The sequence below is a fragment of the Caballeronia sp. LP006 genome (genome assembly GCF_031450995.1).
In the GTDB taxonomy this organism is placed as follows: domain Bacteria; phylum Pseudomonadota; class Gammaproteobacteria; order Burkholderiales; family Burkholderiaceae; genus Caballeronia.
In genome coordinates this window covers 2,118,196-2,144,544 of sequence record NZ_JARTVW010000005.1, presented here as the reverse complement: position 1 = coordinate 2,144,544, position 26,349 = coordinate 2,118,196, and the positions used below count along the sequence as shown (strand labels likewise).

Here is a 26,349-nt window from a genome sequence, read left to right as displayed (position 1 = left end):
GCGTCGGCTACGTGCGTTGAGGGCCGCGAGCGTCTCGCGGCTTCAGCGTTCCAGTATCGCGACGATGCCTTGTCCGCCCGCCGCGCAAATCGAGATCAGCCCGCGCGTGGGACGGCCATCGCCGCGAGCGGGCGCATGGCTCAACATCTTCGCGAGCGTGCCGACGATGCGCCCGCCCGTCGCCGCGAACGGATGCCCGGTCGCGAGCGAACTGCCGTTCACGTTCAGACGCGCGCGGTCGATGCCGCCTGGCGCCTGCCCGAGTCCGAGCACGGTTTCGCAATACTCTTGGTCTTCCCATGCGGCGAGCGTGCATAGCACCTGTGCGGCGAAGGCTTCGTGAATCTCGTAAAAGTCGAAGTCCTGCAAGGCGAGGCCGGCGCGCGAAAGCAGCGGCGGGACGGCGTGGACGGGCGCCATCAAGAGACCTTCGCGCTTGTCGAAGAAATCGACTGCCGCCGATGCCGACAAACTCAAGTACGCCTGCACCGGCAAGCCGCGTTCGGCGGCCCATTGTTCCGATGCGAGCAGCACGGCCGACGCGCCATCGGTGAGCGGCGTCGAGTTGCCGGCGGTGAGCGTGCCCGCATCGCGATCGAAGACAGGCTTCAGTTGCGCGAGCTGATCGAGCGAAACCTCGGGCCGCAGCGTGTTGTCGCGCGTCTGGCCTTTGTACGGCGTCATCAGGTCGTTGAAGAAGCCGCGTTCATACGCCGCCGCGAGCTTGAGATGACTTTCCCGCGCGAGCGCATCCTGCGCTTCGCGCGAAATCTTCCAGCGCTTGGCCATCAGTTCGCAATGCTCGCCCATCGAAAGACCGGTGCGCGGCTCGGCGTTACGCGGCAGCGTCGGCCTGAAGAACATGCCGGGCCGCAGTTTCGCGAGCGCGCCCACGCGCTGGCCCGCCGTCCGGCTGCGATTGGCTTCGAGCAGAATCTTGCGCATGCGCTCGTTCACGCCGATGGGCGCGTCCGACGCCGTATCCACGCCCCCTGCGATACCCACGTCAATCTGTCCGAGCGCAATCTTGTTGGCGACCAGAATCACCGTTTCGAGGCCGGTGGCGCAGGCCTGCTGAACATCGTAGGCGGGCGTTTCCTTCGCCAGCGTGGTCGAGAGCGCGGCTTCGCGCGTGAGATTGAAATCGCGCGAATGCTTGACGACCGCGCCCGCCGCGATCTCGCCGAGACGCAGGCCGTGCAGATTGTAGCGATCGACGAGACCTTGCAGCGCGAAGGCCAGCATGTCCTGATTCGATGCCGTCGCGTAAGCCGTATTCGAACGCGCGAACGGAATCCGGTTGCTGCCGATGATCGCGACTCTGCGCCCGAGGTTCGAAGACGTGCTCATGGCAGCTCCCATTCGAACTCGCCGCGCAAATGCGGCCGGTCGCCGGCGAGATCGCGCACTTCGAAGGCGCGCGCGGTGGACGAGGGCACCGCGCTCCACAGCGTCGCGTCGCCCGGAAGAAAGAGCGGCAGCTTGAAGTCGCCGTGCGCGTGACCGGATGCGAGCGTCTTCACCGGATGCAGCGCCGCGAGCGTGCGCGCAAGCGTCCACATGCCGTGCGCGATGGCGCGCTGGAAGCCGAACGCCTTCGCGCTCAACGCATGCAGGTGAATGGGATTGAAGTCGCCGGAAGCCTTCGCGTAGTCGCGGCCCAGTTGCGCGGGAAGCTGCCAGCGCGCTTCGCGTACGAGGAGCGGCGTACTGGTCTCGATGGCATTGGCGACGGGCGCGGTGGCTTCGGCCTTCACGCCGCGTTTCAGATAGACGCTGTCGCCATCCCACACGGCCTCGCCGCGCCGGTAGATGCGCGTATGCAGCGTGAACGCCTGGCCTTTCGGATGCGGCACGAGCGGTCCGCATTCCACTTCGATCCGCAAGCCCTGACCCGCGAGCAGCGGCCGGCGCAGATGCACGCTGTTCGACAGATGCACGACGCCGAGCGCCGACCAGGGAAACGACGGATCGGTAAGCATCATCAAATGCAGCGGAAACGCGAGCACATGCGGGAACGTGAGCGGCACGCCGTGCTCAGGGATGAAGCCGCACACGCGCGCATACCGGCCGATATGTTCGGGGTCGAGCCGCACGTCGGGGCGAATCAGGCGCAGCGCGGGCAGATCGGTTGCGTGGCCGCGCCGGAATAGGCCCGGCAGCAAGCGGCCATAGAGCTTTGCAGGCGACGGCAGCGTATCGACGACGACGGTGCGCGGGCGGGGCATCGTGGAGACGTGCATCCGTCAGGCTCCGACGAGGCTCTGGCCGCAGACGCGCACCACCTGGCCGGTCACGCCCGCGCTGCCGGGACTCGCGAGCCATGCCACGGTTTCGGCGACATCGACCGGCAAGCCGCCCTGGCCCATCGAGTTGAGCCTTCGTCCGGCCTCGCGCACGCCGAATGGCATGCGCGCGGTCATCTGCGTTTCGATGAAGCCCGGCGCCACCGCGTTGATGGTAATGCCGCGTGCATGCAGTATCGGCGCCATGCTCTGCACGCGCCCGATCACGCCGGCTTTCGAGGTGGCGTAATTGGTCTGGCCGCGATTGCCCGCAATGCCGCTGATCGACGACACCGCGACGATGCGCCCGCCCGCGCCGATCACGTTCTGCGCGAGCAGGGCTTCGTCCATGCGTTCCTGCGCGAGCAGATTGATGTCGATCACGCTGTCCCACATCTCTGCGCTCATGCGCGCGATGGTCTTGTCGCGCGTGATGCCCGCGTTATGCACGACGATATCGATGCCGCCCGACGCCGCAAGCGCGGCCGCGAGTTCGGCGGGCGCCTCGGGCGATGCGATATCGGCATAGAGCGCGGTATGCGCGCCGTTAGAAGGCGACGCGTCTTCTATGCCGAGCATGGTCTGATCGAGCGCGTCGCGCGCGGCGGCCACGTCGAGCCCGGTGACGATGGCGCCGTGCGCCGCGAGCACCGCCGCAATCGATGCGCCGATGCCGCGCGCCGCGCCCGTCACGAGCGCGCGCTTTCCGGCGAGCGGCGCGGCCCAGTTCGCGGGCGAGGGCGCCGCGCCTTCGAGATGCACGGCTTGCCCCGACACATACGCCGAACGCGGCGACAAAAAGAAGCGCAGCGTGCCTTCGATGGAAGCCTGCGGACTCACGCGCAATAGATTCGCCGTGCTGCCGTTGCGCGCTTCCTTGCCGAGCGAGCGCGTGAGACCTTCGAGCGCGCGCTGCGCGGTCGCCGCACGCGGATCGCTCAAAGCGCCGGGCGGGCGGCCGAGCACGACGATTCGGCCGCTTCTGGCAAGCGAGCGCAGCGCGTCGTGGAAGAAGGCGTAGAGCGCATGCAGCTCGCTGCTTTCGACAATGCCGGTGGCATCGAAGATCAGCGCCTGAACGCGGTTGGCGGGGCTGGAATCGGTGGCGCGCGCCTCGAAACGACCGCTCATCGCGCCATGACGGCTTGCCACGGCGAGCCATCCGGACGCGCTGTCATGCGCGATGCCCGTCATGCCGATGCCGGACAACACCGCGAGGAGGTCGTCGAACAGTGCCGGGGACGGTCCCGCGCCGATGGCCGCCATACCGCCGAACTCGGTTTCGCCTGCGCGCAGGCGGCGCAACGCTTCGGGGCGCGGCAGCCCGAGCGAGCGGGCGATGCTCGTGCCGAAGGGCGAATTGACGAAGTCGAGGTAGCGGTCTTTCATCGATTGGCGAGCGGTCGTCGGCAGCGTGGTGTGCTTCGAGATCAAGCGACCGTTTCGGGCATTTGTTGCTCGATCTCGGCGCTGCGCTTTTGCAATGCTTCGAGGATACCGAAGTCTGCGGAAAAATCATCGACTTTCACGGCTTCGCGCGCGAGCGATGCCCATTCTTCGAGCAGAGCCGCCTCGCTCGTATCGATCAATCCGAGCGCGGTCGCCTGCCGCGCCCACGCTTCGATCTCGTCCGGGCTTTGCGGCAGAGGAGCGGTCTTGCCGGATTTCACGGCGTCGCGCAGGCGCGCTTCGAGTGCGACGACGGCGGGCGTGAGCGCGAGCAATTTCTCGCCGACCGCGATCGGATCGTCCTCGAGCGCGGACACGTGCGAGCCTTCGACAAGGCGGCTGCGCGCATCGCCGGGCGTCTGCATCAGGAGCGCGACGTCGTTGCCGAGAGAGTCCGTGCTGGGTGTGTGCGGCAGGCCGAACGGGAACGCGAAGACGCGCAAGAAGGCCGCGGCGGCACGGTTCGGATAGTTGGCGAGCAAGCCGTCGAAGGCGAGCCGCGCCTGATACAGCGCGTCCTCCACGCCCCAGCGCACGAGCGGCAGGTCGCTTTCCGGGCGGCCGTCGTCCTCGAAGCGCTTGAGCGTCGCGGAGATCAGATACAGCTGCGCGAGGATGTCGCCCAGGCGCGCGGACAGGCGCTCGCGACGCTTGAGCTCGCCGCCGAGCGCGAGCATCGAGATATCGGCGAAGAGGGCGAACGCGCTCGACAGTCGTGTCGCGGCGCGATAGTACGGGACGAGGCGCGCGTCGGCCTGTGCGGGTTTGCGGATCGACACGCCGCCGCCGAGCGCGTAGACGAGACTGCGAATCGCGTTGGACGCGAGAAAGCTCGCATGACCGAAGAAGGCCGCGTCGAAGTCGGTGAGTGCGCGTTTTGCGTCGGGCTCGCGCGTGGCCGCCATCTCCTTGAGCACATACGGATGACAGCGAATCGCGCCCTGTCCGAAGATGATCAGGCAGCGCGTCAAAATGTTCGCGCCTTCGACGGTGATCGAGATCGGCATCTGCTGATACGCGCGCGCGAGAAAATTCGACGGCCCCATGCAGATGCCCTTGCCCGCGACCACGTCCATGCCGTCGTTGATCACTTTGCGCGCGCGCTCGGTGATGTGATATTTCGCGATCGCCGAAATCACCGAGGGCTTTTCGCCGAGATCGACGGCCTGTGCCGACAGGCGGCGCGCCGCATCCATCACGTACAGATTGCCGCCCATGCGGCCGAGCGCTTCCTGAATGCCCTCGAAGCGTCCGATCGACGTCCGGAACTGGCGGCGCGCGGCGGCATAGGCGCCGGTGCCGCGCACGGCGAGTTTGGCCATGCCGACATTCGACGACGGCAGCGAGATCGCGCGGCCCGCCGCGAGACATTCCATCAGCATGCGCCAGCCGCGTCCGACCTGTTCGCGTCCGCCGATAACCCATTCCATCGGGATGAAAACGTCTGTTCCCCAGTTCGGGCCGTTCTGGAACACGGCGTTGAGCGGCCAGTGACGTCTGCCGATATGCACGCCGGGATGCGTCGTCGGAATGAGCGCGCAGGTGATGCCGGGCGCTTCGTTGCCGCCGAGCAGACGTTCAGGATCGAGCGCGCGAAAGGCAAGTCCGAGCACGGTGGCGATCGGTCCGAGCGTGATGTAGCGCTTGTTCCAGGTGACGCGAAAGCCGAGCGTCTCGCGGCCTTCGTGCATCGCGCGGCAGACGACGCCGACATCGGGAATCGCAGCGGCGTCGGAGCCGGCATACGGACTCGTCAGCGCGAAGCAGGGGATTTCATCGCCGCGCGCGAGGCGTGGCAAGTAGTAGTTCTTCTGTTCTTCGGTGCCGTAATGCAGCAGCAATTCGGCGGGTCCGAGCGAGTTGGGCACCATCACCGAGACCGCCGCCGCCGACGAATGCGTCGACAGCTTCATGATGACTTGCGAGTGCGCGTAAGCGGAGAACGCCTTTCCGCCGTACTGCTTCGGAATGATCATGCCGAGAAAGCCCTTCTCCTTGATAAAGGCCCAGGCTTGCGGCGACAGATCCTGCCAGATCGTCGTGGTGTCCCAGTCGTTGGCGATGTCACAGAGATGGGCGCATTCGTTGTCGATGAAGCTTTGTTCTTCCGGCGTGAGTCTTGGCGCGCCGTGAGCGAGGAGCGAGTCCCAGTGCGGGCGGCCGGAAAAGAGTTCGGCGTCCCACCAGACCGTGCCCGCTTCGATGGCGTCGCGTTCGGTGGCCGACATCTGCGGCAGGATCTTTTGAAATACGCCCAGCACCCGCCGGCTGATGAGCACGCGGCGCAACGGCTTGATGGAGAGGAGAAGCGCCGGAAGCGCGAAGACGATGGCCAGCAGCGCGGTGACTATCGGCCCGACGATGCCGGTGAATGCGCCCGCCGCGACCCAGATCGTGAGCGCCGCGAGCCAGGCGACGGCGGGCGCTTGCACGAAGGTCAACGCGCCAGCGACAAGGAGGAAAGCGATGACGAAGAGGGCGAGCATCACGGGTCTCCGAAGCGGCGGTGGTTCGGAGGAGCAGCACGGGGCGTGCCGAATGCGTCGGCATCGCCCTCTAAAATAGCTTGTGGCGCCCGATGGCTCGCTTACGTCTGCGCCGCCACTTCCTCCGCCGAGCGCGTCATATCGATACCCCTACGCTCGCGGCTGAAGAAGATCAACGCGGCGATCACGACAGCGACGGTTCCCGCAACGATCGCCATTGCCGTGCCGTAGTCCTTGCCGTGTGCCTCGGCGATCGATGCCTGCATCGTCGCATTGACGGCCGCCAGCAGGTTGCCGAGCTGATAAACGAGCCCCGGAAACGTCGCGCGAATCTCATCCGGCGAAATCTCGTTCAGATGCACTGGAATCACGCCCCACGCGCCCTGCACGGAAATCTGCATGAGGAACGCGCCGATGGCGAGCATCACCGGGCCTGTCGAGAACGCCCATAGATACAGAACCGGCAACGCGATCAGCGCGGCGATGAAAATCGCCACGCGCCGTCCTATCTTCTCGGAAAGCGACCCGAAAAAGAGTCCGCCGACAATCGCGCCGATATTGAGCACGATGGTAATCAGCGAAACCGTGTGCGGGTCGAAATGATGCTGTTCGCGCAGGAAGGTCGGATACAGATCCTGCGTGCCATGCGAGAAAAAGTTGAACGCGGTCATCAGGATGATCGCGTAAAGCGAGAGCTTCCAGTTCTGCTTGAGCGTGGCGAGCAGACCCGGCCGCTTGCGCTTTTCGAGCGCGCGCCACGCGGGCGATTCCGGCACGTGCGCGCGCACATAAAGCACGAGCAGCGCGGGCGCGACGCCGACAAAGAACATCCCGCGCCAGCCGACGAACTGATAAAGCACGCCGAATACGATCGACGCGAGCAAGTAGCCGCTCGGATATCCCGCCTGCAGCAAGCCCGAGACGAAGCCGCGCGAGGAAGGCGGCACGGTTTCCATCGTCAGCGCGGAGCCGACGCCCCATTCGCCACCCATCGCGACGCCGAAGAGAAAGCGCAAGATCAGCAAAGTCGTGAGATTCGGCGATAAACCCGAGAGCAATTCGAGCAGCGAATAAATTGCGATGTTGATCATCAATGTCGGACGGCGGCCGAATTTATCCGCGAGCCGCCCGAAGATCAACGCGCCAAGCGGACGCGCCGCCAGCGTAAGCGTAATGGCAAAGGCCACCTTGGGAATGCCGGTATTAAATTCGGCGGCGATGTCCTTCAATATGAAGACCATCAGAAAGAAGTCGAATGCGTCGAGTGTCCAGCCCAGGTAAGCCGCAATCGTTACGTTTCGTTGTTCGCGCGTCCAACTCATTGCCGTGGTCTCCGTTCGATTAATTGATTGGCTTGCCTGGCGAGCGGCGAGGCCGGACAGGCAGGGCCGCAGGCACGCTGAGTGTACGCCCGTGTTTAATTAGCTGCAGGAGGTCAAGAAAGCGCGTGGCACGAATAAGCGCGATTAAATCGTGATCGTAAGCGCGAATGATTCGAATCGATTCGATTCAACAGAATATCGAATAGAAGACGTAAGAAAATTGAATAGGATTTGAAAAGAAAAGGCGCGGAAACAAAAAACCCCACGCGTTGATTCGTGGGGTTGTTTGCAAAACGCTGAAAGAGACCTTGGTGCCCAGGAGAGGACTCGAACCTCCACGGTGTTGCCACCGCTAGGACCTGAACCTAGTGCGTCTACCAATTCCGCCACCTGGGCCAAGGGGTACAGCGAGCCCGCTATTCTAGCGGTAACGGTCGCCGTGTCAACCAACTGCGCTTTTATGGAGCGCCGCCGGAAGCAGGACTTCCGCATAAAAAGAAAAAGCCACCCGAAGGTGGCTTTTTCAAACATCTTGGTGCCCAAGAGAGGACTCGAACCTCCACGGTGTTGCCACCGCTAGGACCTGAACCTAGTGCGTCTACCAATTCCGCCACCTGGGCAAGGGTGCGTGTACTGCGTTTGTGCTTCGTCAGCAGCAAAGAACGCCATTATATCGACCGGATTGCGTCTGTCAAGCATTTCCATTCGACCATTCGCAGCGCGAGCGTGATCCTCGCCGCGGCACGCTCAAGCGCCTGCGCGCCTCATGAGGGCCCGAATACGGGTGTTAGAATGACTTGCAACGATGCCCGCCATTGAAGGCTGCAAAGTTCCGCGAAAGTCCATCTAAACGAGAAGAAAGACGATCAAGCCCTTGAGCAAATATCCGTATCCGATTCCCAGCCGCGAAGAGATTCTCGGCGTGCTGCGCACGAGCGAGACTCCGCATGCCGCGAACGACATCGCCGAGGCATTGTCGATCAAGCGCCAGGAGCGCGAAGGATTTTTCAAGCGACTGGCGGCCATGGAACGCGACGGGCAAATCCGCCTCGACAAGCGCGGTCACTACCAGCTCACGCATCCTTCGAACTTCGTTGCAGGCCGCGTGCAAGGTCATCGCGATGGCTTCGGCTTCCTGATCCGCGACGACGGCCAGGACGATCTCTTCCTTCCCAATGGCGAAATGCAGAAGGTCATGCACAACGACCGCGTGCTTGCGCGCATCGTCGGCTTCGACCGGCGCGGCCGGCCGGAAGGGCATATCGTCGAGGTCACGGACCGCGCGAACAAGCGCATCATCGGTAGGCTCATCAACGAGAATGGCGCGTTGATTCTCGTGCCGGAAGACAAGCGCATCGGTCACGACATTCTCATCACGCAGAACCCGAAGAAGGCGAAGGTCGGGCAAGTGGTGTCCGTCGATCTCACCGATTTCCCGAGCCGTCATTCGCAGCCGCTCGGCCGCGTGGCCGAAGTGATCGGCGATATCGACGATCCCGGCATGGAGATCGAGATCGCCGTGCGCAAGTACGGTGTGCCGCACGAATTCAGCGACGCCGCGCTTGCCGCCGCCGCGAAGCTGCCCGACGAAGTGCGTCCGGTGGACATACGCCATCGCGTGGACTTGCGCGATGTGCCGCTCGTCACGATCGACGGCGAAGACGCCCGCGACTTCGACGATGCCGTGTATTGCGAGCCCATCTCCGTGGGCCGCGGTTCGGGCTTCCGGCTGCTCGTGGCGATTGCGGACGTGTCGCATTACGTGCGCCCGAACGAAGCACTCGATGGCGACGCGCTCGACCGCAGCACGTCGGTGTACTTTCCGCGTCGCGTGATCCCGATGCTGCCGGAAAAGCTCTCGAACGGCTTGTGTTCGCTGAACCCGGACGTCGACCGTTGCGTGCTCGTGTGCGACATGGTCATCACCGCGCGCGGCGAAATCAAGGCATATCAGTTTTATCCTGGCGTGATGCATTCGGCCGCGCGTCTTACCTACACCGAAGTCGCCGCGGTGCTCACGAACACCAAGGGACCGGAAGCCGCGCGCCGCGCCGAGATCCTGCCGCAATTGCAGGATCTCTACGGCGTCTACAAGGCGCTGCACGCCGCGCGTCAGAAGCGCGGCGCAATCGATTTCGACACCACCGAGACGTATATCGTCGTCAACTCGCAGGGCAAGATCGAGCAGATCGTGCCGCGTCATCGTAACGACGCGCATCGGCTGATCGAGGAATGCATGCTGGCGGCCAACGTCTGCGCGGCGGACTTTTTGAAGCGCAACAAGCATCCGGGCCTCTACCGCGTGCATGCGGGACCGACCGAGGAGAAGCTCGAAAACCTGCGCACGTTCCTGCGTGGCGTCGGTCTCACGCTGACGGGCGGCGCGAAGCCTCACGCGAGCGATTACGCCGCGCTGATCGCGCAGATCCGCGACCGGCCCGACGCGCAGATGCTCCAGTCGATGGTGCTGCGCTCCATGCAGCAAGCGGTGTATAGCCCGGACAACATCGGTCACTTCGGGTTGGCTTACGAGGCGTACGCGCACTTCACGAGCCCGATTCGCCGCTATCCCGACTTGCTCACGCATCGCGCCATTTACGCCATTTTGCAGGGCAAGAAGTATCTGCCCGAAGTGGGTCACGACACATCGCTCAGCACCGGCCTCACGAAAGCCGCGCGCGAGATGCAGAAGAACGACGATCAGTCCCGCGGCCGTTCGCGCAACAACGTCGCGATTTGGGAAGAACTCGGGCTGCATTGTTCGTCGAACGAACGTCGCGCCGATGAAGCCTCTCGCGATGTCGAAGCCTGGCTCAAGTGCTATTTCATGCGCGACAAGCTCGGCGAGGAATACGGCGGCATGGTGAACGGCGTGACGTCGTTCGGCATCTTCGTGCAACTCGATTCGCTGTTTATCGAAGGGCTCGTGCATATCACCGAACTGGGCTCGGATTACTTCCAGTACGACGAGATCAAGAACGAACTGCGCGGCGAACGCACGGGTATCCGGTATCGCATGTCGGATCGTGTGCGCGTGCAGGTGGGCCGCGTCGATCTCGATGCGCGCAAGATCGACTTCCGTCTCGTGCGCGACACGCCGGTGAAACCGCCGGCGCCGCGTCCGTCCGCGAATGCGGGCGCCGAGCATGCATCGGGCGGCGATGCGGGCGGTCCGCGCATCCGCGCTTTCGACGACGACGTCACCGGCACGCGTGCGCGTGGCGGCACGAAGAAGGGCGCGGCGGTGGCGTCGGCCACGCGTGGTGGCGCGGCCAGAAAGCGTGGCGTGGCGTCGAAGTCATCCGCGCAGGGCAGGCCGGCGCGCAAGAAACGATAAGACGCGCTTCAGGGCGCTAGCTGGCAATCGCGCGGTCCGACGCCACGAGCTTCGGACCGCGTCATGCTTTTATGGATTTCACGAAGGTTTGGATCAGTCATGTCACGTCTCAAGGTTCTATACGGTTTTCACGCAGTGACCGCGCGTTTGCGTGCGGATGCATCGTCGATCGAAGAGGTCTTGTACGACCCTTCGCGCAAGGACCGGCGCATGCAGGATTTTCTGCGGACCGCGAAGGAAGCGGGCGTTCGCCTGATCGCAGCCGAGGAATCGCGCTTGTTCGGGCTCGCGGGCACCATTCAGCATCAGGGCGTGGTGGCGCGCGGGCAAGACTTGCCGCTCGCGCAGAATCTGGCCGAATTGCTCGATGGCGTGACCGGCACGCCGCTTCTGCTGGTGCTCGATGGCGTCACCGATCCGCATAATCTCGGCGCGTGTCTGCGTGTCGCCGATGCGGCGGGCGCGCATGCCGTGATCGCGCCGCGCGACCGTTCCGCCGGGCTGAACGCAACGGCGGCGAAGGTGGCGAGCGGCGCGGCGGACAGCGTGCCGTACATCACCGTGACGAATCTGGCGCGCGCGCTGCGCGAATTGAAGGATGCGGGCGTGTGGGTGATCGGCACGGCGGGCGAAGCGTCAGCGAGTCTCTTTGAAACGAAGCTGGACGGCCCGGTGGCTATCGTGGTGGGCGCGGAAGGCGAAGGCATGCGCCGTCTCACGCGCGAGACGTGCGACGAGATCATGAATATCCCGATGGCCGGCGCGGTGGAAAGTCTCAATGTGTCCGTGGCGAGCGGGGTTTGTTTATTCGAGGCCGTGCGGCAGAGAAGTGTGAAGAAGTAGCGTGCCAATGTTGTCCCGCCTGACCGCCCTCATCTGCGCCTGTGCGCTCACCGCCTGCACCACCACCATGATCGACCGCGGCACCTACCTCGCCGACACTCAGTACCACGCAAAAGGCGCCGACTCCCGCGTGCGCTTTCTCGTCATGCACTACACCGAGATCGACGAAGCGAAGTCTCTCTCGGTCCTGACCGGCGATCAGGTGAGCGTGCACTACGTCGTCCCCGATGCCCCGCGTATCGAACGAGGCGAGCCGGTCGTCTATCAACTCGTGCCGGAAGACCAGCGCGCGTGGCACGCCGGGCTGAGTTACTGGCAAGGCGCGACGGAACTCAACGCTTCGTCCATCGGGATCGAGAACGTGAATCTCGGGCCCATTGACACGCCGTCCGGCCGCGGGTGGCAACCTTATCCGCCCGCGCAGATCGACGCGCTCATCGAACTGTCGCGCGATATCGTCACGCGCTATCGCATTCCGCCGACGCGCGTCGTCGGCCATAGCGATATCGCACCGCAACGCAAGATCGATCCCGGTCCGCTTTTTCCGTGGCACACGCTTTACCAGGCGGGCATCGGCGCATGGCCCGACGATGCCACGGTCGCCGCGCATCTCGCCGGCCGTGCGCCGAAGGCGCCCACGGATGTCCGCGCGCTTCAGGAAAAGCTCAAACGTTACGGCTACGATGTCGCCACCGACGGTGTCCTCGACGAAAAAACGCGCCGCGTCTTCGGCGCGTTCCAGATGCACTTCCGCCCGTCGGACTACGCGGGCGACGCGGATGCCGAAAGCGACGCCATCGCGTCCGCGCTCATCGACAAATATCTGCCCTGACATGAGCGACTACTTTCTGCCGCTTCGCGCGCTCCATATGACCTGCGCGGGACTGAGCATCGCCGGTTTCTTACTTCGCTGGATCTGGATGCTCGCGGATTCGCGTCTCTTGCAAAAGCGCGCGGTAAAAATCGTCCCGCATATCGTCGATACCGTGCTGCTCGTCTCGGCCATCGCGCTCGTCGTCATCATCGGCTTCGACGCGAATGCCGCGTGGCTCGCAGCGAAGATCGCGGGCCTCGTCGTCTATATCGTGCTCGGGACGTTCGCGCTCAAACGCGGCCGCACCAAAACCTCGCGGGCAATCTTCGGCGTGCTCGCCATCGTCGTCTTCGCGTTCATCGCTTCGGTGGCGCGCACGCACGATCCGCTCGGTTTCCTGCACGCGTTCGCTTAGCGGAGCAAGATGCTCCCTTGGACTCGAATTCTCACCTCGAAAGCAGCAACACCATCATGACTCAGGACGAACTCAAGCAACTGGTCGGCCAGGCCGCCGCCGATTATGTCGACGCGCAGGCGCCCGAAGGCTGCATCATCGGCGTTGGCACGGGGTCGACCGCCAATTGCTTCATCGATGCGCTCGCAAAGTCGAAAGCGCGTTATCGCGGCGCGGTATCGAGTTCGCTCGCGACCACGGCGCGCCTCGAAGCGCATGGCTTCAAGGTGTTCGATCTCAACGAAATCGAAAACTTGCCCGTGTACGTGGACGGCGCCGATGAAATCGACGGCAGCGGCGCGATGATCAAGGGCGGCGGCGGCGCGCTCACGCGCGAGAAAATCGTCGCGTCGGTGTCGGACGTGTTCGTGTGCATCGCCGATGCAAGCAAGCGCGTCGACGTAATGGGCAAGTTCGCGCTGCCCGTCGAAGTCGTGCCGATGGCGCGCACGGCTATCGGCCGCAAGCTCGTGACGCTCGGGGGCGTGCCGATCGTGCGCGTGACGCTGGACGGTTCACCCTTCATCACGGACAACGGCAACGAGATCATCGACGTGAAAGGGCTTTCCATCACCGACCCGCGCGCGCTCGAAGCGCAGATCAACGCGTGGCCGGGCGTCGTGACCGTCGGACTGTTCGCGGCGCGCGGCGCGAATGTGTGTTTGCTGGGCACGGAGAAGGGCGTCGAACGTATCGACTACGCGGCATAAAAAACCGCTCGAAGGCAGCACGCTCAAACTAAAAATGGCCCGGAATGTCCGGGCCATTTTTTATCCAAAGGCAAAATCAGAACGCGTTACGTCCGATAAAGCCCTTGAACATGGTCATCGCGACAATCTTGATGTCGAACCAGAACGACCAGTTGTGGATATAGAACAGGTCGAACTTCACGCGGCTCTGCATCTTCTCGACTTTTTCGGTCGCGCCACGATAGCCGTTCACCTGCGCCCAACCCGTAATGCCCGGTTTGATGCGGTAACGGAACATATAACCGTAGACGAGATCCTTGTACAAGTCGTCGTGTTCGAGCGCGTGCGGGCGCGGGCCCACCACCGACATATGTCCGAACAGTACGTTCAGGAACTGCGGCAGCTCGTCCAGACTCGTGCGGCGCAGGAATGCACCGATCTTCGTCACACGCGGGTCGTTGCGCGTTGCCTGGGTCACGTGGCCGCTCGTTTCCTTGTGCACGGCCATCGAACGGAACTTGTAGATGCGGAACGGCCGTCCGTCAGCGCCCTTGCGGTTCTGCGTGAAGAAAACCGGTCCCTTCGAGGTAGCCTTCACCGCGATCGATATGCCGATCATGAGCGGCGACAGCGCCAAGAGTGCGGCGGCCGCGAACAGGCGGTCGAACAGCATCTTCGGCCACATTTGCAGCGTGCTGACCGGCGAGGTCGTCAGGTTGATGGTGGCGAGCCCGGCGACATCCGTCATCGAATGATTGAAGAGCGAGATGCTGCGGGTGTCTGGAATCAAACGCAGATTCACGAAGTCATGGCGCAGCGCGTGCACGAAGCGGTAGATGGTGTGCTCTTGCGAAAGCGGCAGCGCGAGCCACACTTCGTTGATCTCTTCGCGGCGCACTTTCTCGACGAGTTCGTCGAAGTCGTTGAGCACCGGCATGCGCATGGAAGCGCCCAGCGTGCTGCCTACGCCGCTCGCGTGCAATTCCTCGTCGCCGGTCGTATCGAGCAGGCAAACCGGCGTAAAACCCTGTTCGGGCGTGCTGCTGAGGTGCGCGAGCAAGGTGCGCGCGAAACCCTGCGCGCCGACGATCGCCACCGTGCGCTGGTTGAAGCCGCGGCCACGCATGGCTCTAAGGCTCAGATAGACCGCGCACTTCGCGACGACGATCAACGCGCCGGAAATCAGCGTGGAATAAGCGAACCACAGACGCGAGACCAGATCCATCCGATGCAGCGTGAACGCCAGCAAAAGCGCCGCCGCCGCCACCGCGACCCAGGCGAGCGTCACGCGTGCGAGCATCACCGGCAACGGCTTGCCGCGCCAAGCTTCGTAGACGCCGAACGCCGGAAACAGCAAGAGGGCGAGCACGCAATTAAACGCGATCAGCAACTTTTCGACATCGCTGAAATCGAGCGAGGAGAAGCGCATGAAGTGCGCAATCACCCCGCCTGCGATGATCAGGAACACGTCGAGACAACGTGCCGAGCGGGCGAACATATCGCGATTTTTAGTTTGCATCTGCATTATCAGGCGCTGGGAACGGAGACGTTTTCCTGCACGCGCATGCGCGGCAGCAGGCGGTCGAATTCACGCTTCACGAGGCCGTAGCACTCGCAGGCGCGGGCTTCGAGCCCTTCGCGGTCCACCACCTTGATACAGCCGCGGCTGTGATGGATGAGGCCCGCATCGTGCAGCTTGCCGGCTGCTTCGGTCACGCCTTCACGGCGTACGCCCAGCATATCGGCAATTAATTGTTGCGTCACTTGTAGTTCGTTGGACGCCGTACGATCGATTTCGATTAGAAGCCAGCGGCAAAGTTGCTTATTGAGCGAATGATGGCGGTTGCATGCGGCCGTCTGCGCGACTTGCGTGAGCAGCGCTTGCATATACAGGAGCATCAGGCGGCGCAGGAAGTCGGAACGCGCGAATTGGTCGCGCAGGGCTTGTGCGCTCATGCGATACGCGAAGCCGGGGCACTGCACTTGCACGCGCGTCGGCATGGTTTCGCCGCCCGTGAGCACCGGCACGCCCGTCATGCCTTCGCGGCCGACCGCCGCGATTTCGACGGAACCGCCATCTTCCATGGTATGCAGCAACGAGATGATGGCCGTCGTCGGGAAATAGACGTGATGAATGCGCTGGCCGGAATCGCACAGCAGTTGTTCGGTGCGCAGTTGAACGAGCTCGAGATGCGGAGTCAGTGCTTGCCATTCGTGCGCCGGAAGCGCGCCAAGCAAATGGTTGCCGTGCAGGTCGGACTGGAGGGTCAGCATGGTTGTTCTCTCGTAGCTCGCGCAGTGCGCTTCACTCTTTTATTTACTGATGTGAACGTTATCCAACACATTCCGTCATTCACATCAGCCCCGTAGCTCCTGTGTCGCGCATGAGTTGATTTGGTTGATTGCGTCGATCGGGTGGCGACACTCTTTTAGCGAGGACTGTGCCAATGCGGCGAGCGTCAATGTGGGCGGGGCCTCAGTGCAAATCCGCCGTTTGTGATGCAGTGCAGCGAAGCATTTTTGTTTCAGTTTTGAACATTGCTGGTCTTAGGAATACGTATGCGACCCAATACGTAGCATTGTTGCGATCCCCACGAATGAAGGATTGGTCATATCGCATTACCGCGCGACAGGGCTCTTGGGGAGACATCAGGCTGCAAACCTTCCTTCTTTCGTAGGGAGTTTGAAAATTGATTCATCCGTGTTCCATCGGCTTCGTGGGCAAGCGAACGTGCATTCGTGAATGATTCGCTTGCGTATCCGCAAAGCCTTGCTGCGTATGTCTTTGCGCCATGCAAGCCGTGCATGGTCGTGATTCGCGTTCAAGGGCAAAACGTTGCGGCTCTTGCGCGATATGGAAACCTCACGCGATAAGCATCACGGTGAACGATCTTCATGTCGGCCGTGATGGCTTACATCGGCCCATACGAGGCTTGCACAGCATGCTTCAACGAACATCATCACGATGATTCAGCGTAAAACGTTTGCGTGACAATTGATGGTTTGGTGCTTTGCGACAACGCCGAATTACACGGAGGGAAGAATTCAGAAATGTTTCATCGAGGACAACTTCGAGCGCTTGTGTGTCGCGTGAAGCGTTGAACACAGCGCAAAGCAGCGTGAGATTTGACTAACACACTTGGCGTGCCATGTCGCCGAGAGATTGGAGCAAGCAGAAAACCCCTTGAAATAAGACTCAAAATGAGGGCGCCGCAAAGGGCGCATCTCATGAATCATGCTATGAAATGTTCAACAGACTATAGCGGCGAGAGGCGGCACTACACGCGAATATGCATCTTCGAGAACATCGAAAGAGGCTTCGCAAAGCTCGCGATGTTGTCGTGAAAGCGAGCGAGCGAGACGGCATTGCATGACCATGGTCTCGCTTGCGATCTTGCGGGCGCTGGTATGTGTTTGCACGGGTATGTCGAAGCCTTGCTCGCGCATCCATTGCAGGTAGTGCGCAAGCAGTTCGAAGTTCGCGCCGAGCTGTCGCATTACGTTTGCGAAGTAGAGCTGCGTGTAAGCGTCACCGCGCGCGAGCATGGCATCGACATGTTCGGGAAAGGCAGCACGCCAGCGCGTGATCGGATTGTGCAAAGGACGTCGCAGCAAATGCGCGCACAACAGATCGGCCGATGCTTCCGCCAAGGCCGTTCCGGTAAGCGGTTCACGTACACGCTTGACGAACTCGACATGCGGGAAAAGTGTCGCGGCCAAGGTGCTTGCGTCGCTGGCGGGCAAGCCCAGCACGCCGTTGTAGTCATCGCCATCGAGCAGATGGTAGCCCGTGTGATGAAAGTAGCCGAGACGCCGCGCATTGGGATCGATCACATCGATGCCGATAGTCGTCTTCGCATGCTCGCGATGGTAGGAAGCCGACCGCGTGTCGGGCAAGAAGAACGCATCCGTTTCGATCAGCACGGTGTTTGCGCGGCGCGTCTGCACGAGCGCGCGTTCTTCGAGCGAATGGAAGATTGAAAGCTCCTGTACTTGCAGGCCGTAAAGCTTTTCGATGTCTTCCGGTGTAATGCGGCCGAGCGTGAACTGGTCGTCCTCGAAGTCTTGCGCGACGCTATACGCAAGTGCCGCGCGCGGTTCGAGACCATTGCCATGCAGAAGCTCGATCCAGAGATCGACGGGTCCCGCGCCGTCGCGCCAGATGCGCTCGCCACGATGCAACGCATGCGCGTGATGCCGCCGCGCGCGCAGGCGCAAGGGGTCGAGTTGCACGACGCGCGAACGGCCTGCGTCGGAACCCGTCACACCGCCGGTGTGGAACGCGCTCATGCGTTGACCTCTGAGCAGTAAGGACGGCGTCCGATACCGCCCGTGCGGTCGGGCATGCAGTCATTTTTGCTTTCGTTTTTTTGCGCGCCCGAGTCGCGGTCGACGGCGGTAAGCATCTCGATTTTCCCATGAAGGTGCCGCATGAAGCGAGCGCTATCGGTGCATGCGAATGCACGAAATCGCGCCGGGTGCACGGTTGCATGCACTTATGGGCGGCGAACGGTGCATCGCGGCCCGTGTATGCGGTTTTAGGTTCGAAGGCGTCTTTTTCCCCGAGACGCCTTGCGTGCGGTTGGCCTTATTTGACGGGGCTGCAAGGGCTATCGTCGGTGCGCCGCCGCACGGAATGTTGGCTCACCGGGACGTAACGTGTGATGGTCGCCACGCCGGTTTTATCCGGCCCGAGCATGGAGAATAAAACGATGAACTGGAAAGCCCTTGATTTCGAACAGCTCACTGCGCGAGAGCTTTATCTGATTCTGCGCGCACGCAGTGCGGTGTTCGTCGTCGAACAGTCGCATGTGCACCTCGATCCCGATGGCCGCGATGAAAGCGGCGTGCATGTCTTCGCAGCCGAAGACATGACTCGTTCGATGCCCGTGCTCGCCTATGCGCGCATTCACGAAGGCGACGCCGAAGACCCGGAAGTCGTCGTCGACAAGATCTTGACGAGCCCGCTGCGTCGCGGCGATGGCACCGCGCATGCGCTCATCGAACGCGTGCTCGAAGTGACCGCGGAACGTTGGCCCGGACGCGGCGTGCGTCTCACGGCGCCTGTGAGTCTGCGCGGCTTTTACGAAGCGTTCGGCTTTCGCAAGACCGAAGGTCCGTTCCTCGAACACGGCATGCCGTACATCGGCCTGACGCGAAAGAGCCGTCAGACGGCGCGCGAAACGGCGAGCGCCAGCAAGGCGCAACTGCACGCCAACACCTACGAGTTGCTGTAAGCAGCTTTGCGCGCGCTGCTTGGCCCTTAAGGCGGCGCGCGCGATCCAACGAATTCCACGCTGTAAAAACGAAAGGCAATCCAGGACACGCGGACCGACCAAGGTCGCGCGTGCCGAACCCACATGCGAATAGTCCATCTAGCCAACCACGCACAGACGATTGGCAACGGCACCGTCAACATGATGGTGGATCTCGCCTGCATGCAGGCGCGCATGGGGCAGGAGGTAATCGTGGCGTCATCCGGCGGCGGATTCGAGCCGCTCTTGCGACGTCACGGCATCACGCATATTCCGTTGCAACAGTCGCGCCAGCCTTGGCGCGTCCCTTCGATGATCGCGGGCTTCAATCGCCTTATCGACCGATTCGATCCCGATATCGTGCACGCGCACATGATGACGGGCGCATTGATCTCGCGCTTTGGCAGCATGCGCCGCCGCTTCGCGCTCGTCACGACCGTGCACCATGAATTGCAGAAGAGCGCGTCGCTGGTGCGCTCGGGCGATCGCATGGTCGCCGTGAGCGATGCGGTCGCGAAGGATCTCGTCGCGCGCGGTATCGGGGCCGAGCGGCTTTCGGTCGTGCGCAATGGTGCGATAGGCGCGCCGCGGCTCGTGTGCCGTCCCGCGCCGAAACCCCTGCGTTTGAAGCATCCGAACGTGGTTTGCGTGGCGGGGATGTATCGAAGAAAGGGTATTACCGATTTGCTGCATGCATTCGCGCTGTTGCGCGAGCAATCGATGCACGACCGGGAATTCATACCGGAGCCGCATCTGTACCTGGTAGGCGACGGGCCCGATCGCAGCGCGATGGAAACGCTCGCCGCCGAGCTAGATCTGGGCGCGACGGTGCATTTCACCGGCTTCGTCGCGGACCCGCGTCCGTATCTCGCCGAAGCCGATGTCTTCGCGTTGCTGTCGCTTCAGGACCCGAGTCCGCTCGTGATCGCCGAGGCGCGCGAGGCAGGATGCGCAATCGTTGCCACGCGTATCGGCGGTATCCCCGAATTACTCGATGGCGGCGCGGCGGGCGTGCTCGTGCCCGATGGCAATCCGGCCGAGGCGGCGGCGAAACTGCGCTGGCTGCTGCTCGACTCGCAGGCGCGCGGCCAACTGTCGGCGCGCGCGCGACAGAATCTGCATCAGCTTTCAGTCGAGCGCGTAAGCAACGAATACCTGACGATCTATCAGGAAACGCTCGCGGAACGCGCTTCGCAACGGCCGCGCGCGATGCCGGTCGGCCCGCGTCGCACGCGCGCGCCCGATGGCGCCGTATGAGCGAATAGACCGACGAATGAACTAAGTGGTGCACGACGAAAACGCGCATACGTACCGCATAAAGCGCGCGAGTGTCATACAAAAGGGGTATCGAATCGGGCGAGCGTTCGCGGTCGCACAGAACGCATACGAGATGCTTGCTCAAATGCTTGCATGACCGGTTCGCATTTCGGACGGACCGCAAAAAAACGCTCGCGCCGCGCTGCGACGTCGCCATTCTTCAGTTTCCCTGACGAATGCCGGCGCGCGCGCGGCGCGAGTGCAGCACTCAGGGCATGCAGCAAGAAGGGCGGCGACGTGGCGATTGCACCCCGTCAGAGGGAATACCCTGTCAGGAAATTCCCAACTGGTTTTCGGTGCAACGAAGACGCAACGTATCAGGCACGACGACCGGACCAGTCGGTTGTCGCCGTGCCTCGGCGCCTCTGAGCAAACAGCGTGTTCACGACGAACACACATGGCTACGGACAGGCGACAAAGGGGAGAAGCGAGATGGATGAAAACAAAGAGCGATCGCTGGTGGCGAAGGTCATGGACGGACTCGTCTCAGGGATCGTCGAGCAGAAATATGGGGCGATATTGCCGCCGCAGGACATCCTCTCGAAGGAGTTCGACGTAAGTCGGACCGTCATGCGTGAAGCGCTCTCCATGCTGCTCGCGCGGCATATGCTGGACGTGCGGCCGAAAACCGGCACGCGCATCCGGCCGATGAGCGACTGGCGCCTGATCGACGAAGATGTCGTGAGCTGGCGTTTTCGCGCGAAGCCCGATCAGACGTTTCTGCGCGATGTAATCGAATTCCGCATGCTGATCGAGCCCCGTGCCGCCGCGCTGGCAGCAGCCCGCGCGACGCCCGATGAGATCGCCGGCATTCGCGATGCCTTCGACGCGCTTTCGCAATTGCAGGTTGGCGAGCCGGAATATCAGGCCGCCGACGAAGTGCTGCATACGCGTATCGTGGCGGCGAGCGGCAATCAGTTCTTTCGCCAGATGACGGCGATCGTGCGCGGTGCGCTCGTCACGGTGAATCCGATCGTCGACGGCATCGAGTCGGTGCGTGAAGCGACGCTTGCGGCGCAGCGGCTCGTGGTCGAAGCCATCGAATCGAAAGATACCGATGCAGCCGAACGCGCGACGCGCGCACTCGTCGATCTCGCGGCGGAAGAAGTGGGCCGCGCGTTCTCGCTCGAGCGCTCGAGCCCGCAGTATCCGGCGCAGCCGCCGAGCGTGAATGCTCCGGCAGGCGCGTAACGGCGTCCGTATCGCGTGAAAAGCCGGGACCTGTCCCGGCTTTTTGCATTTGGCCGCGCGGTTCCTTGAGGCACAATGCCTCCCACGATGAACATCTCGCGGGAGACCGGCTTTGAGCAATACCGAAACGAACACGACGACGAACACGGGAAAGACGAACGCGATCCGCTGGGGCATCGTGGGTGCGGGACGCATTGCACGGCGCTTTGCCGAAAGCCTGGGGCAGGTCGATGGCGCGGCACTCGCGGGCGTCTGGTCACGACGCGCCGAACCCGCTCGCGCGCTGGCGGCACCGCATGGCGCGCGCGCCTTCGACGACCTCGACGCCATGTTCGGCGAGATCGACGCGGTCTATGTCGCAACCATGCAGGACAGTCATCCCGAATACGCGCTGCGTGCCTTGGCGGCGGGCAAGCCCGTGCTCTGCGAGAAACCGGCCGCCGTGAACGCGCGCACCTTGCAGACCATGATCGACGCCGCGCGCGCGTCCAAGCTGCTTTTCATGGAAGCGATGAAGCCGCCGTTCTATCCGCTTTATCGCCGTTTGCGCGAGCATCTTGCGCGCGATCCCATCGGCGAGATCGGACTCGTGCGCGCGGGCTGTTCGATAGCCGGCGTGCCGCTCGATCATCCGTCGTTCTCAGTCGAAGCGGGCGGCGGCGCGCTGCTCGATATCGGCGTCTACGAAGCGTTTCTGGCGGTCGACTGGCTCGGCGAGGCGCTCGACGTGCAGACGATCGGCCGCGTGGGCGAAACGGGCGTGGATGTCTTCGCGAGCCTCAACGTGCGCCACGAGCGCGGCATCGCGCAGATATTCTGCGGGCTCGATCTGCAAGGTCGTGGCGATGCGCTCATCGGCGGCACTCAAGGCACGGTGACGATCCACGAGAACTGGTGGAACCCGGTGCGCGCGAGCATCGCTTATACGGACGGACGCCGCGTCGAACTCGACGAGCCTTTCAGCGGCGGCGGCCTGAACTACGAGACCGCGCACTTCTGCGAGCTGCTGCGCGCGGGCGCCACCGAAAGCCCGATCATGCCGCACGCCATGTCGATGCGCATGATCGCCATCATCGATGCCGCGCGGCGCGATCTGAACGTGCGCTTCCCGTTCGAGGCAGATTAGCGTTCGCCGCCCATGCAGCTCAATGCCGGCCCGGCAGCGCGAGGCGTCTTTCGAACCTGCGCTGCACGAATTCCAGCACGCTGCAGAGCACCCAATAGACGAACGCCGCCGCGAGATAAAGCGGCAACGGCTGATACGTCGCCGCGATCACTTCCTGTGCGCTGCGCAGCAACTCCGTCACGGTGATGACCGAGACGAGCGACGTATCCTTGATCAGGCTGATGAGACTGTTCGACAAACTCGGCACCGCAATGCGCAAGGCTTGCGGCCCGACCACGTAACGCAGCGTCTGGGCGCGCGACAAACCGAGACTGTAGGCGGCGAGCCATTGCCCGTTGGGGATGCCGAGAATCGCGCCGCGCATGCTTTCCGAAAGATACGCCGCCACGTTCGCCGACAGCGCGATCACGCCCGCGGGCGTCGGGTCGAGCGAGATGCCGAGGCTCGGCAGGCCGTAGTAGATCACGAAGATCTGCACGAGCAGCGGCGTGCCGCGCATCACGCTCACATAGCAGCGGCCGATGGCGACGAGCGCGCGGCTGCGGCTGATGCCCATCAACGCCAGGACGACGCCCGCGATGAGTCCGAACAACATCGAATAGAGCGCGAACTTGATCGTCAGTAGCGCGCCTTGCGCCAGCACCGGGGCCGATTGAACGAGCAGGGAGGTCGTGGACATGAACGGGGAAGCAGGAAGGAGAGCGGGCACGTTGCCGCGCAAAGCGCACATCATAAACCGCGCGCGAAAAAGACAAGGGCGACACCGTCAGACGATGCCGCCCTCGAGCCGCGCGTTACGCTCTAAACGTCCGCAACGCCTTTCGGCGCGCGGGAACGAGGCTTACTTCGCGGGCTTGGTCACGTCGATACCGAACCACTTCTGCGAGATCTTCGTGAACGTGCCGTCCTGTTCGAGCTGGGTCATGGCGTCGTCGATCGCCTTGGCGAACTTCGGGTTGCCCTTCTTGAACGGGATGCCGGACGGGCTGCCCTTGTCGAGATTCGCGCCCGTGCGCAGCGGCAGTTGCGAGTTCTTCAGCAGATAGGCGAGCATCAGACGGTCGTTGAGCGCGGCGTCCAGACGGCCGGCTGCCAGATCGCGCAGATATTCGGGCGCGCCTGGATACGTCTTCACATCGATACCCGGCACCGACTTCGCCATGTCCATGTAGTTCGTGCCGAGACCGACGCCGAGCTTCTGGCCCTTCAGTTCGTCGAGCGACTTGAATTCGCGCTTGTCATCCGCGCGCTGGATCAGCTGCGCGTTCGAGTACGTGTAGGCGGGCGAGAAGTCGAGCGTGGCCTTGCGCGCATCGGTGATACCGACTTGATTCACGATCACGTCGAACTTGCCAGCCTGCAGACCCGCGATGATGCCGCTCCACTCCGTCGTCACGAACTCGGGCTTCACGCCGAGCTTGGCGGCAACCGCCTTGGCGATATCCACGTCGTAACCGACCAGCTCGCCTTGCGGCGACTTCGAGTTGAACGGGGGGAAGGTGCCTTCCAGACCGACGCGCAGCGTGCCGCGTTGCTTGACGGAATCGAGCAGGTCTTCGGCATGCGCCGCAGCCGACAGGGACGCGCCGATCAGACCGGCGACGAGCACTTTCTTGAGCGTGGACAGTTTCATCGTGTTTTATTCCTCTTGAATGGCATCGCGACGGCGAGCCGTGCTTTGCAGGTGCGGCATCATAGATAAAAGGCAAGCGATGCGTAAGATCGTTTGCTTATTTCCATATTCCTACGCGAGGGCTTCGACGCACTCGCGCACGAGCGCCGGTCCCTTGTAGATCAGCCCCGTATAAATCTGCACGAGCGATGCTCCCGCCGCGAGCTTCGCGCGCGCGTCCTCGCCCGAGAAAATCCCGCCCACGCCGATGATCGGCACATCCGCGCCCAGTTCGGCGCGCAGCTTGCGGATCACCTCGTTGGACGCATCGAAGACGGGGCGGCCCGACAGGCCTCCGGTTTCCTCGCCGTGCCGCATGCCGCTGACGGCGGTGCGCGAGAGCGTGGTGTTGGTGGCGATCACGCCGTCGATACCGTGCGTGAGGACGGTTCCGGCGATCGACTTGATCTGCTCGTCGTCGAGATCGGGCGCGATCTTGAGCGCGAGCGGCACGAGCTTGCCGTGAAGATCGGACAGACGCTGCTGCTTGTCCTTGAGCGCGCCGAGCAGCGAATCCAGTTCGCCCGCGCCCTGTAGCTGCCGCAGATTCTTCGTGTTCGGCGACGAGATATTGATCGTCACGTAGCTCGCGAACGGATAGACGCGTTCGAGGCAGTACAGATAGTCATCGGCGGCGCGTTCGATCGGGGTATCGGCGTTCTTGCCGATATTGAGCCCCAGGATGCCGCGATAGCGCGCCGCCTGCACGTTGGCGACGAACTGTTCGACGCCGCCGTTGTTGAAGCCCATGCGGTTGATCAGCGCGCCCGCTTCCGGCAGCCGGAAAATGCGCGGCCGCGGGTTGCCCGGCTGCGCGCGCGGCGTGACCGTGCCCACCTCGATGAAGCCGAAGCCGAGCGCTGCCAGTCCGTCGATGCACGCGCCGTCCTTGTCCAGTCCCGCCGCGAGACCGACGGGATTGCGGAACGCGAGGCCCATCACGTTGCGCGGCGAGTCGGGGCCGCGTTTGGCAAGCATGCCGGCGAGTCCGGTGCGGCCGGCCGCGCCCAGCATGCGCAGGGTGAGGTGATGAGCGTCTTCCGCGTCCATCTTGAACAGATGCGAGCGCGCGAGCGGGTAAAGGGAGCTGAACACGAAGTGAACGCCTGCGACGGCGAGTTTTTTGAGACCCGCTATTTTAGCGGCTTTGCAGAGGGCGCCGGAGTGGATGGTTGCGGCGCGAGTTTTTGTCGGCGAGGTGCGGCGATCCGGGGAAGCGGTTGTTTCCTGCCGATGGGGCTTTCCGAACGTCAAGCGCAAGGTTGCCGCGCGCGAGGCGCTTGCTACTTCGGCTGACTCACGTTGTGGATGCGGCCCGGCATCGGCAGGGTTCCGGCGGAAAGCGTCGTTGCGGGATCGAGCGGTGACCAGCGGCCATCGATCAGCCCTTCCAGCGGCCGGAAGTTGGCCTTGTACGCCATCTTTTCGCTTTCGCGAATCCAGTAGCCGAGATACACGTGCGGCAAGTCGAGGCTTTTCGCCTGCTCGATCTGCCAGAGGATGTTGAACGTGCCGAAGCTCGTGTGCGGCAGGCCCGGCTCGAAGAACGTGTACACGGACGAAAGCCCGTCGCCGAGAATGTCGATCATGCTGATCATGCGCAATGCGCCGGGCGTGTCCGCGTGGCCCGGCTCGCGGAATTCGACGAGCCTCGAGTTGATCCTGCTTTGCAGCAAAAACTGTTCGTACTGGTCGCGGCTGTCGCGATCCATGCCGCCACCCGCGTGCCGTGCCGATTGATAGCGCATATAAAGCGCGTAGTGCTTTTCGTCGTAATGCAGCGGCGCGACGCTCGCGACGAGATTGCCGTGCTGCTTCCAGACGCGCCGTTGCGTGCGGTTCGGGGCGAAGCGCGCCACCGGCACGCGCACCGGCACGCAGGCACGGCAACCGTCGCAATACGGGCGATACGTGAACACGCCGGAACGCCGGAAGCCGGCTTTGACGAGTTCGGTGTAGACGTCGGAATTGATGAGATGGCTGGGCGTCGCGACTTGCGAGCGTGCCACGCGTCCTTCCAGATAACTGCAAGGATAGGGCGCTGTTGCATAGAATTGCAGCGCGGAAAGCGGTGACAGCGGCAGCTCGTTCGGATGTGTCACGTTGGCG

21 protein-coding genes and 2 tRNA genes are annotated in these 26,349 nt (G+C 63.0%); 9 read left to right on the top strand and 14 right to left on the bottom strand.

Annotation, left to right across the window (positions count from 1 at the left end; all coding sequences use genetic code 11):
• Window positions 1–42: 42 nt before the first annotated feature.
• From P9250_RS26580 to P9250_RS26550, 7 genes are all read right to left on the bottom strand, one after another.
• Window positions 43–1,350: an acetyl-CoA C-acetyltransferase gene (locus tag P9250_RS26580; RefSeq protein WP_310396045.1), complete on the bottom strand. Its 1,308-nt coding sequence runs from the start codon at window positions 1,348–1,350 to the stop codon at window positions 43–45.
• Complete coding sequence (locus P9250_RS26575) at window positions 1,347–2,243, bottom strand: MaoC/PaaZ C-terminal domain-containing protein (protein WP_310396042.1); 897 nt, start codon at window positions 2,241–2,243, stop codon at window positions 1,347–1,349. Before P9250_RS26575 ends, P9250_RS26580 begins: the two co-directional genes overlap by 4 nt.
• Before the next feature lie 3 nt (window positions 2,244–2,246).
• Window positions 2,247–3,674 (bottom strand): 3-oxoacyl-ACP reductase, encoded by a 1,428-nt coding sequence (locus P9250_RS26570; protein WP_310396040.1) that lies wholly within the window; start codon window positions 3,672–3,674, stop codon window positions 2,247–2,249.
• 41 nt (window positions 3,675–3,715) lie between these two features.
• Entirely contained in the window at window positions 3,716–6,220 is a 2,505-nt protein-coding gene (locus P9250_RS26565; protein WP_310396036.1) for an acyl-CoA dehydrogenase, read from the bottom strand.
• 101 nt (window positions 6,221–6,321) lie between these two features.
• Entirely contained in the window at window positions 6,322–7,542 is a 1,221-nt protein-coding gene (locus tag P9250_RS26560) for an MFS transporter (protein WP_310396034.1), read from the bottom strand.
• A gap of 309 nt (window positions 7,543–7,851) precedes the next feature.
• Window positions 7,852–7,938, bottom strand: a tRNA-Leu gene (locus P9250_RS26555).
• 137 nt (window positions 7,939–8,075) lie between these two features.
• Window positions 8,076–8,162 (bottom strand) — tRNA-Leu (locus tag P9250_RS26550).
• Between the two features lie 254 nt (window positions 8,163–8,416).
• Here P9250_RS26550 and rnr point away from each other — a divergent pair.
• The 5 genes from rnr (at window position 8,417) to rpiA (ending at window position 13,700) form a co-directional block, all read left to right on the top strand.
• Entirely contained in the window at window positions 8,417–10,879 is a 2,463-nt protein-coding gene (rnr, locus tag P9250_RS26545) for a ribonuclease R (protein WP_310396032.1), read from the top strand.
• A gap of 99 nt (window positions 10,880–10,978) precedes the next feature.
• Window positions 10,979–11,722, top strand: a complete 744-nt coding sequence (gene rlmB, locus P9250_RS26540; RefSeq protein ID WP_244825380.1) for a 23S rRNA (guanosine(2251)-2'-O)-methyltransferase RlmB — start codon at window positions 10,979–10,981, stop codon at window positions 11,720–11,722.
• 7 nt (window positions 11,723–11,729) lie between these two features.
• Window positions 11,730–12,554: an N-acetylmuramoyl-L-alanine amidase gene (locus P9250_RS26535; protein WP_250525939.1), complete on the top strand. Its 825-nt coding sequence runs from the start codon at window positions 11,730–11,732 to the stop codon at window positions 12,552–12,554.
• Between the two features lies 1 nt (window position 12,555).
• Complete coding sequence (locus P9250_RS26530; RefSeq protein ID WP_244825379.1) at window positions 12,556–12,951, top strand: SirB2 family protein; 396 nt, start codon at window positions 12,556–12,558, stop codon at window positions 12,949–12,951.
• A 56-nt stretch (window positions 12,952–13,007) separates the two neighbouring features.
• Window positions 13,008–13,700 (top strand): ribose-5-phosphate isomerase RpiA, encoded by a 693-nt coding sequence (gene rpiA / locus P9250_RS26525; protein ID WP_250465012.1) that lies wholly within the window; start codon window positions 13,008–13,010, stop codon window positions 13,698–13,700.
• A 76-nt stretch (window positions 13,701–13,776) separates the two neighbouring features.
• Here rpiA and P9250_RS26520 read toward each other — a convergent pair whose 3' ends face one another.
• The 3 genes from P9250_RS26520 to P9250_RS26510 form a co-directional block, all read right to left on the bottom strand.
• The gene (locus P9250_RS26520; RefSeq protein ID WP_244828053.1) at window positions 13,777–15,177 is read right to left on the bottom strand and encodes an undecaprenyl-phosphate glucose phosphotransferase; all 1,401 of its coding nucleotides are present in this window, start codon (window positions 15,175–15,177) and stop codon (window positions 13,777–13,779) included.
• Between the two features lie 29 nt (window positions 15,178–15,206).
• Window positions 15,207–15,953, bottom strand: a complete 747-nt coding sequence (locus tag P9250_RS26515; protein ID WP_244825377.1) for a Crp/Fnr family transcriptional regulator — start codon at window positions 15,951–15,953, stop codon at window positions 15,207–15,209.
• Window positions 15,954–16,928: 975 nt separating this feature from the next.
• Window positions 16,929–17,969: a DUF1839 family protein gene (locus P9250_RS26510; RefSeq protein WP_250492471.1), complete on the bottom strand. Its 1,041-nt coding sequence runs from the start codon at window positions 17,967–17,969 to the stop codon at window positions 16,929–16,931.
• Window positions 17,970–18,391: 422 nt separating this feature from the next.
• On the opposite strand from P9250_RS26510, the gene P9250_RS26505 reads away from it, so the two are divergent.
• From P9250_RS26505 to P9250_RS26490, 4 genes are all read left to right on the top strand, one after another.
• Window positions 18,392–18,916 (top strand): GNAT family N-acetyltransferase, encoded by a 525-nt coding sequence (locus tag P9250_RS26505; RefSeq protein WP_244825375.1) that lies wholly within the window; start codon window positions 18,392–18,394, stop codon window positions 18,914–18,916.
• A 123-nt stretch (window positions 18,917–19,039) separates the two neighbouring features.
• Window positions 19,040–20,191 (top strand): glycosyltransferase family 4 protein, encoded by a 1,152-nt coding sequence (locus tag P9250_RS26500; protein WP_250465008.1) that lies wholly within the window; start codon window positions 19,040–19,042, stop codon window positions 20,189–20,191.
• 492 nt (window positions 20,192–20,683) lie between these two features.
• A complete protein-coding gene (locus P9250_RS26495) occupies window positions 20,684–21,442 on the top strand; it encodes a FadR/GntR family transcriptional regulator (RefSeq protein WP_244825373.1) in 759 nt (252 codons plus the stop codon).
• A gap of 112 nt (window positions 21,443–21,554) precedes the next feature.
• Window positions 21,555–22,568, top strand: a complete 1,014-nt coding sequence (locus P9250_RS26490; protein ID WP_310396027.1) for a Gfo/Idh/MocA family oxidoreductase — start codon at window positions 21,555–21,557, stop codon at window positions 22,566–22,568.
• Window positions 22,569–22,587: 19 nt separating this feature from the next.
• On the opposite strand, the gene P9250_RS26485 is transcribed toward P9250_RS26490, so the two are convergent.
• The 4 genes from P9250_RS26485 to P9250_RS26470 all read right to left on the bottom strand — a co-directional run bounded on the left by P9250_RS26485 (window position 22,588) and on the right by P9250_RS26470 (window position 26,342).
• Window positions 22,588–23,247 carry an amino acid ABC transporter permease gene (locus tag P9250_RS26485; RefSeq protein ID WP_310396025.1) on the bottom strand — a complete coding sequence of 220 codons (660 nt, stop codon included), beginning with the start codon at window positions 23,245–23,247 and terminating at the stop codon, window positions 22,588–22,590.
• Window positions 23,248–23,409: 162 nt separating this feature from the next.
• Window positions 23,410–24,201 (bottom strand): transporter substrate-binding domain-containing protein, encoded by a 792-nt coding sequence (locus P9250_RS26480; RefSeq protein ID WP_310396023.1) that lies wholly within the window; start codon window positions 24,199–24,201, stop codon window positions 23,410–23,412.
• A gap of 111 nt (window positions 24,202–24,312) precedes the next feature.
• Window positions 24,313–25,335, bottom strand: coding sequence for a quinone-dependent dihydroorotate dehydrogenase (locus tag P9250_RS26475; protein ID WP_250465000.1), 1,023 nt, complete (start codon window positions 25,333–25,335; stop codon window positions 24,313–24,315).
• Between the two features lie 188 nt (window positions 25,336–25,523).
• Window positions 25,524–26,342 (bottom strand): arginyltransferase, encoded by an 819-nt coding sequence (locus P9250_RS26470; protein ID WP_310396021.1) that lies wholly within the window; start codon window positions 26,340–26,342, stop codon window positions 25,524–25,526.
• Between the last annotated feature and the right edge of the window lie 7 nt (window positions 26,343–26,349).

Bases quoted from the DNA above. Each gene is read 5' to 3' on its own strand.
- P9250_RS26580 (WP_310396045.1), bottom strand. From the start codon at position 1,350: ATGAGCACGTCTTCGAACCTCGGGCGCAGAGTCGCGATCATCGGCAGC.
- P9250_RS26575 (WP_310396042.1), bottom strand. From the start codon at position 2,243: ATGCACGTCTCCACGATGCCCCGCCCGCGCACCGTCGTCGTCGATACG.
- P9250_RS26570 (WP_310396040.1), bottom strand. From the start codon at position 3,674: ATGAAAGACCGCTACCTCGACTTCGTCAATTCGCCCTTCGGCACGAGC.
- P9250_RS26565 (WP_310396036.1), bottom strand. From the start codon at position 6,220: ATGCTCGCCCTCTTCGTCATCGCTTTCCTCCTTGTCGCTGGCGCGTTG.
- P9250_RS26560 (WP_310396034.1), bottom strand. From the start codon at position 7,542: ATGAGTTGGACGCGCGAACAACGAAACGTAACGATTGCGGCTTACCTG.
- rlmB (WP_244825380.1), top strand. From the start codon at position 10,979: ATGTCACGTCTCAAGGTTCTATACGGTTTTCACGCAGTGACCGCGCGT.
- P9250_RS26535 (WP_250525939.1), top strand. From the start codon at position 11,730: ATGTTGTCCCGCCTGACCGCCCTCATCTGCGCCTGTGCGCTCACCGCC.
- P9250_RS26530 (WP_244825379.1), top strand. From the start codon at position 12,556: ATGAGCGACTACTTTCTGCCGCTTCGCGCGCTCCATATGACCTGCGCG.
- rpiA (WP_250465012.1), top strand. From the start codon at position 13,008: ATGACTCAGGACGAACTCAAGCAACTGGTCGGCCAGGCCGCCGCCGAT.
- P9250_RS26520 (WP_244828053.1), bottom strand. From the start codon at position 15,177: ATGTTCGCCCGCTCGGCACGTTGTCTCGACGTGTTCCTGATCATCGCA.
- P9250_RS26515 (WP_244825377.1), bottom strand. From the start codon at position 15,953: ATGCTGACCCTCCAGTCCGACCTGCACGGCAACCATTTGCTTGGCGCG.
- P9250_RS26510 (WP_250492471.1), bottom strand. From the start codon at position 17,969: ATGAGCGCGTTCCACACCGGCGGTGTGACGGGTTCCGACGCAGGCCGT.
- P9250_RS26505 (WP_244825375.1), top strand. From the start codon at position 18,392: ATGAACTGGAAAGCCCTTGATTTCGAACAGCTCACTGCGCGAGAGCTT.
- P9250_RS26500 (WP_250465008.1), top strand. From the start codon at position 19,040: ATGCGAATAGTCCATCTAGCCAACCACGCACAGACGATTGGCAACGGC.
- P9250_RS26495 (WP_244825373.1), top strand. From the start codon at position 20,684: ATGGATGAAAACAAAGAGCGATCGCTGGTGGCGAAGGTCATGGACGGA.
- P9250_RS26485 (WP_310396025.1), bottom strand. From the start codon at position 23,247: ATGTCCACGACCTCCCTGCTCGTTCAATCGGCCCCGGTGCTGGCGCAA.
- P9250_RS26480 (WP_310396023.1), bottom strand. From the start codon at position 24,201: ATGAAACTGTCCACGCTCAAGAAAGTGCTCGTCGCCGGTCTGATCGGC.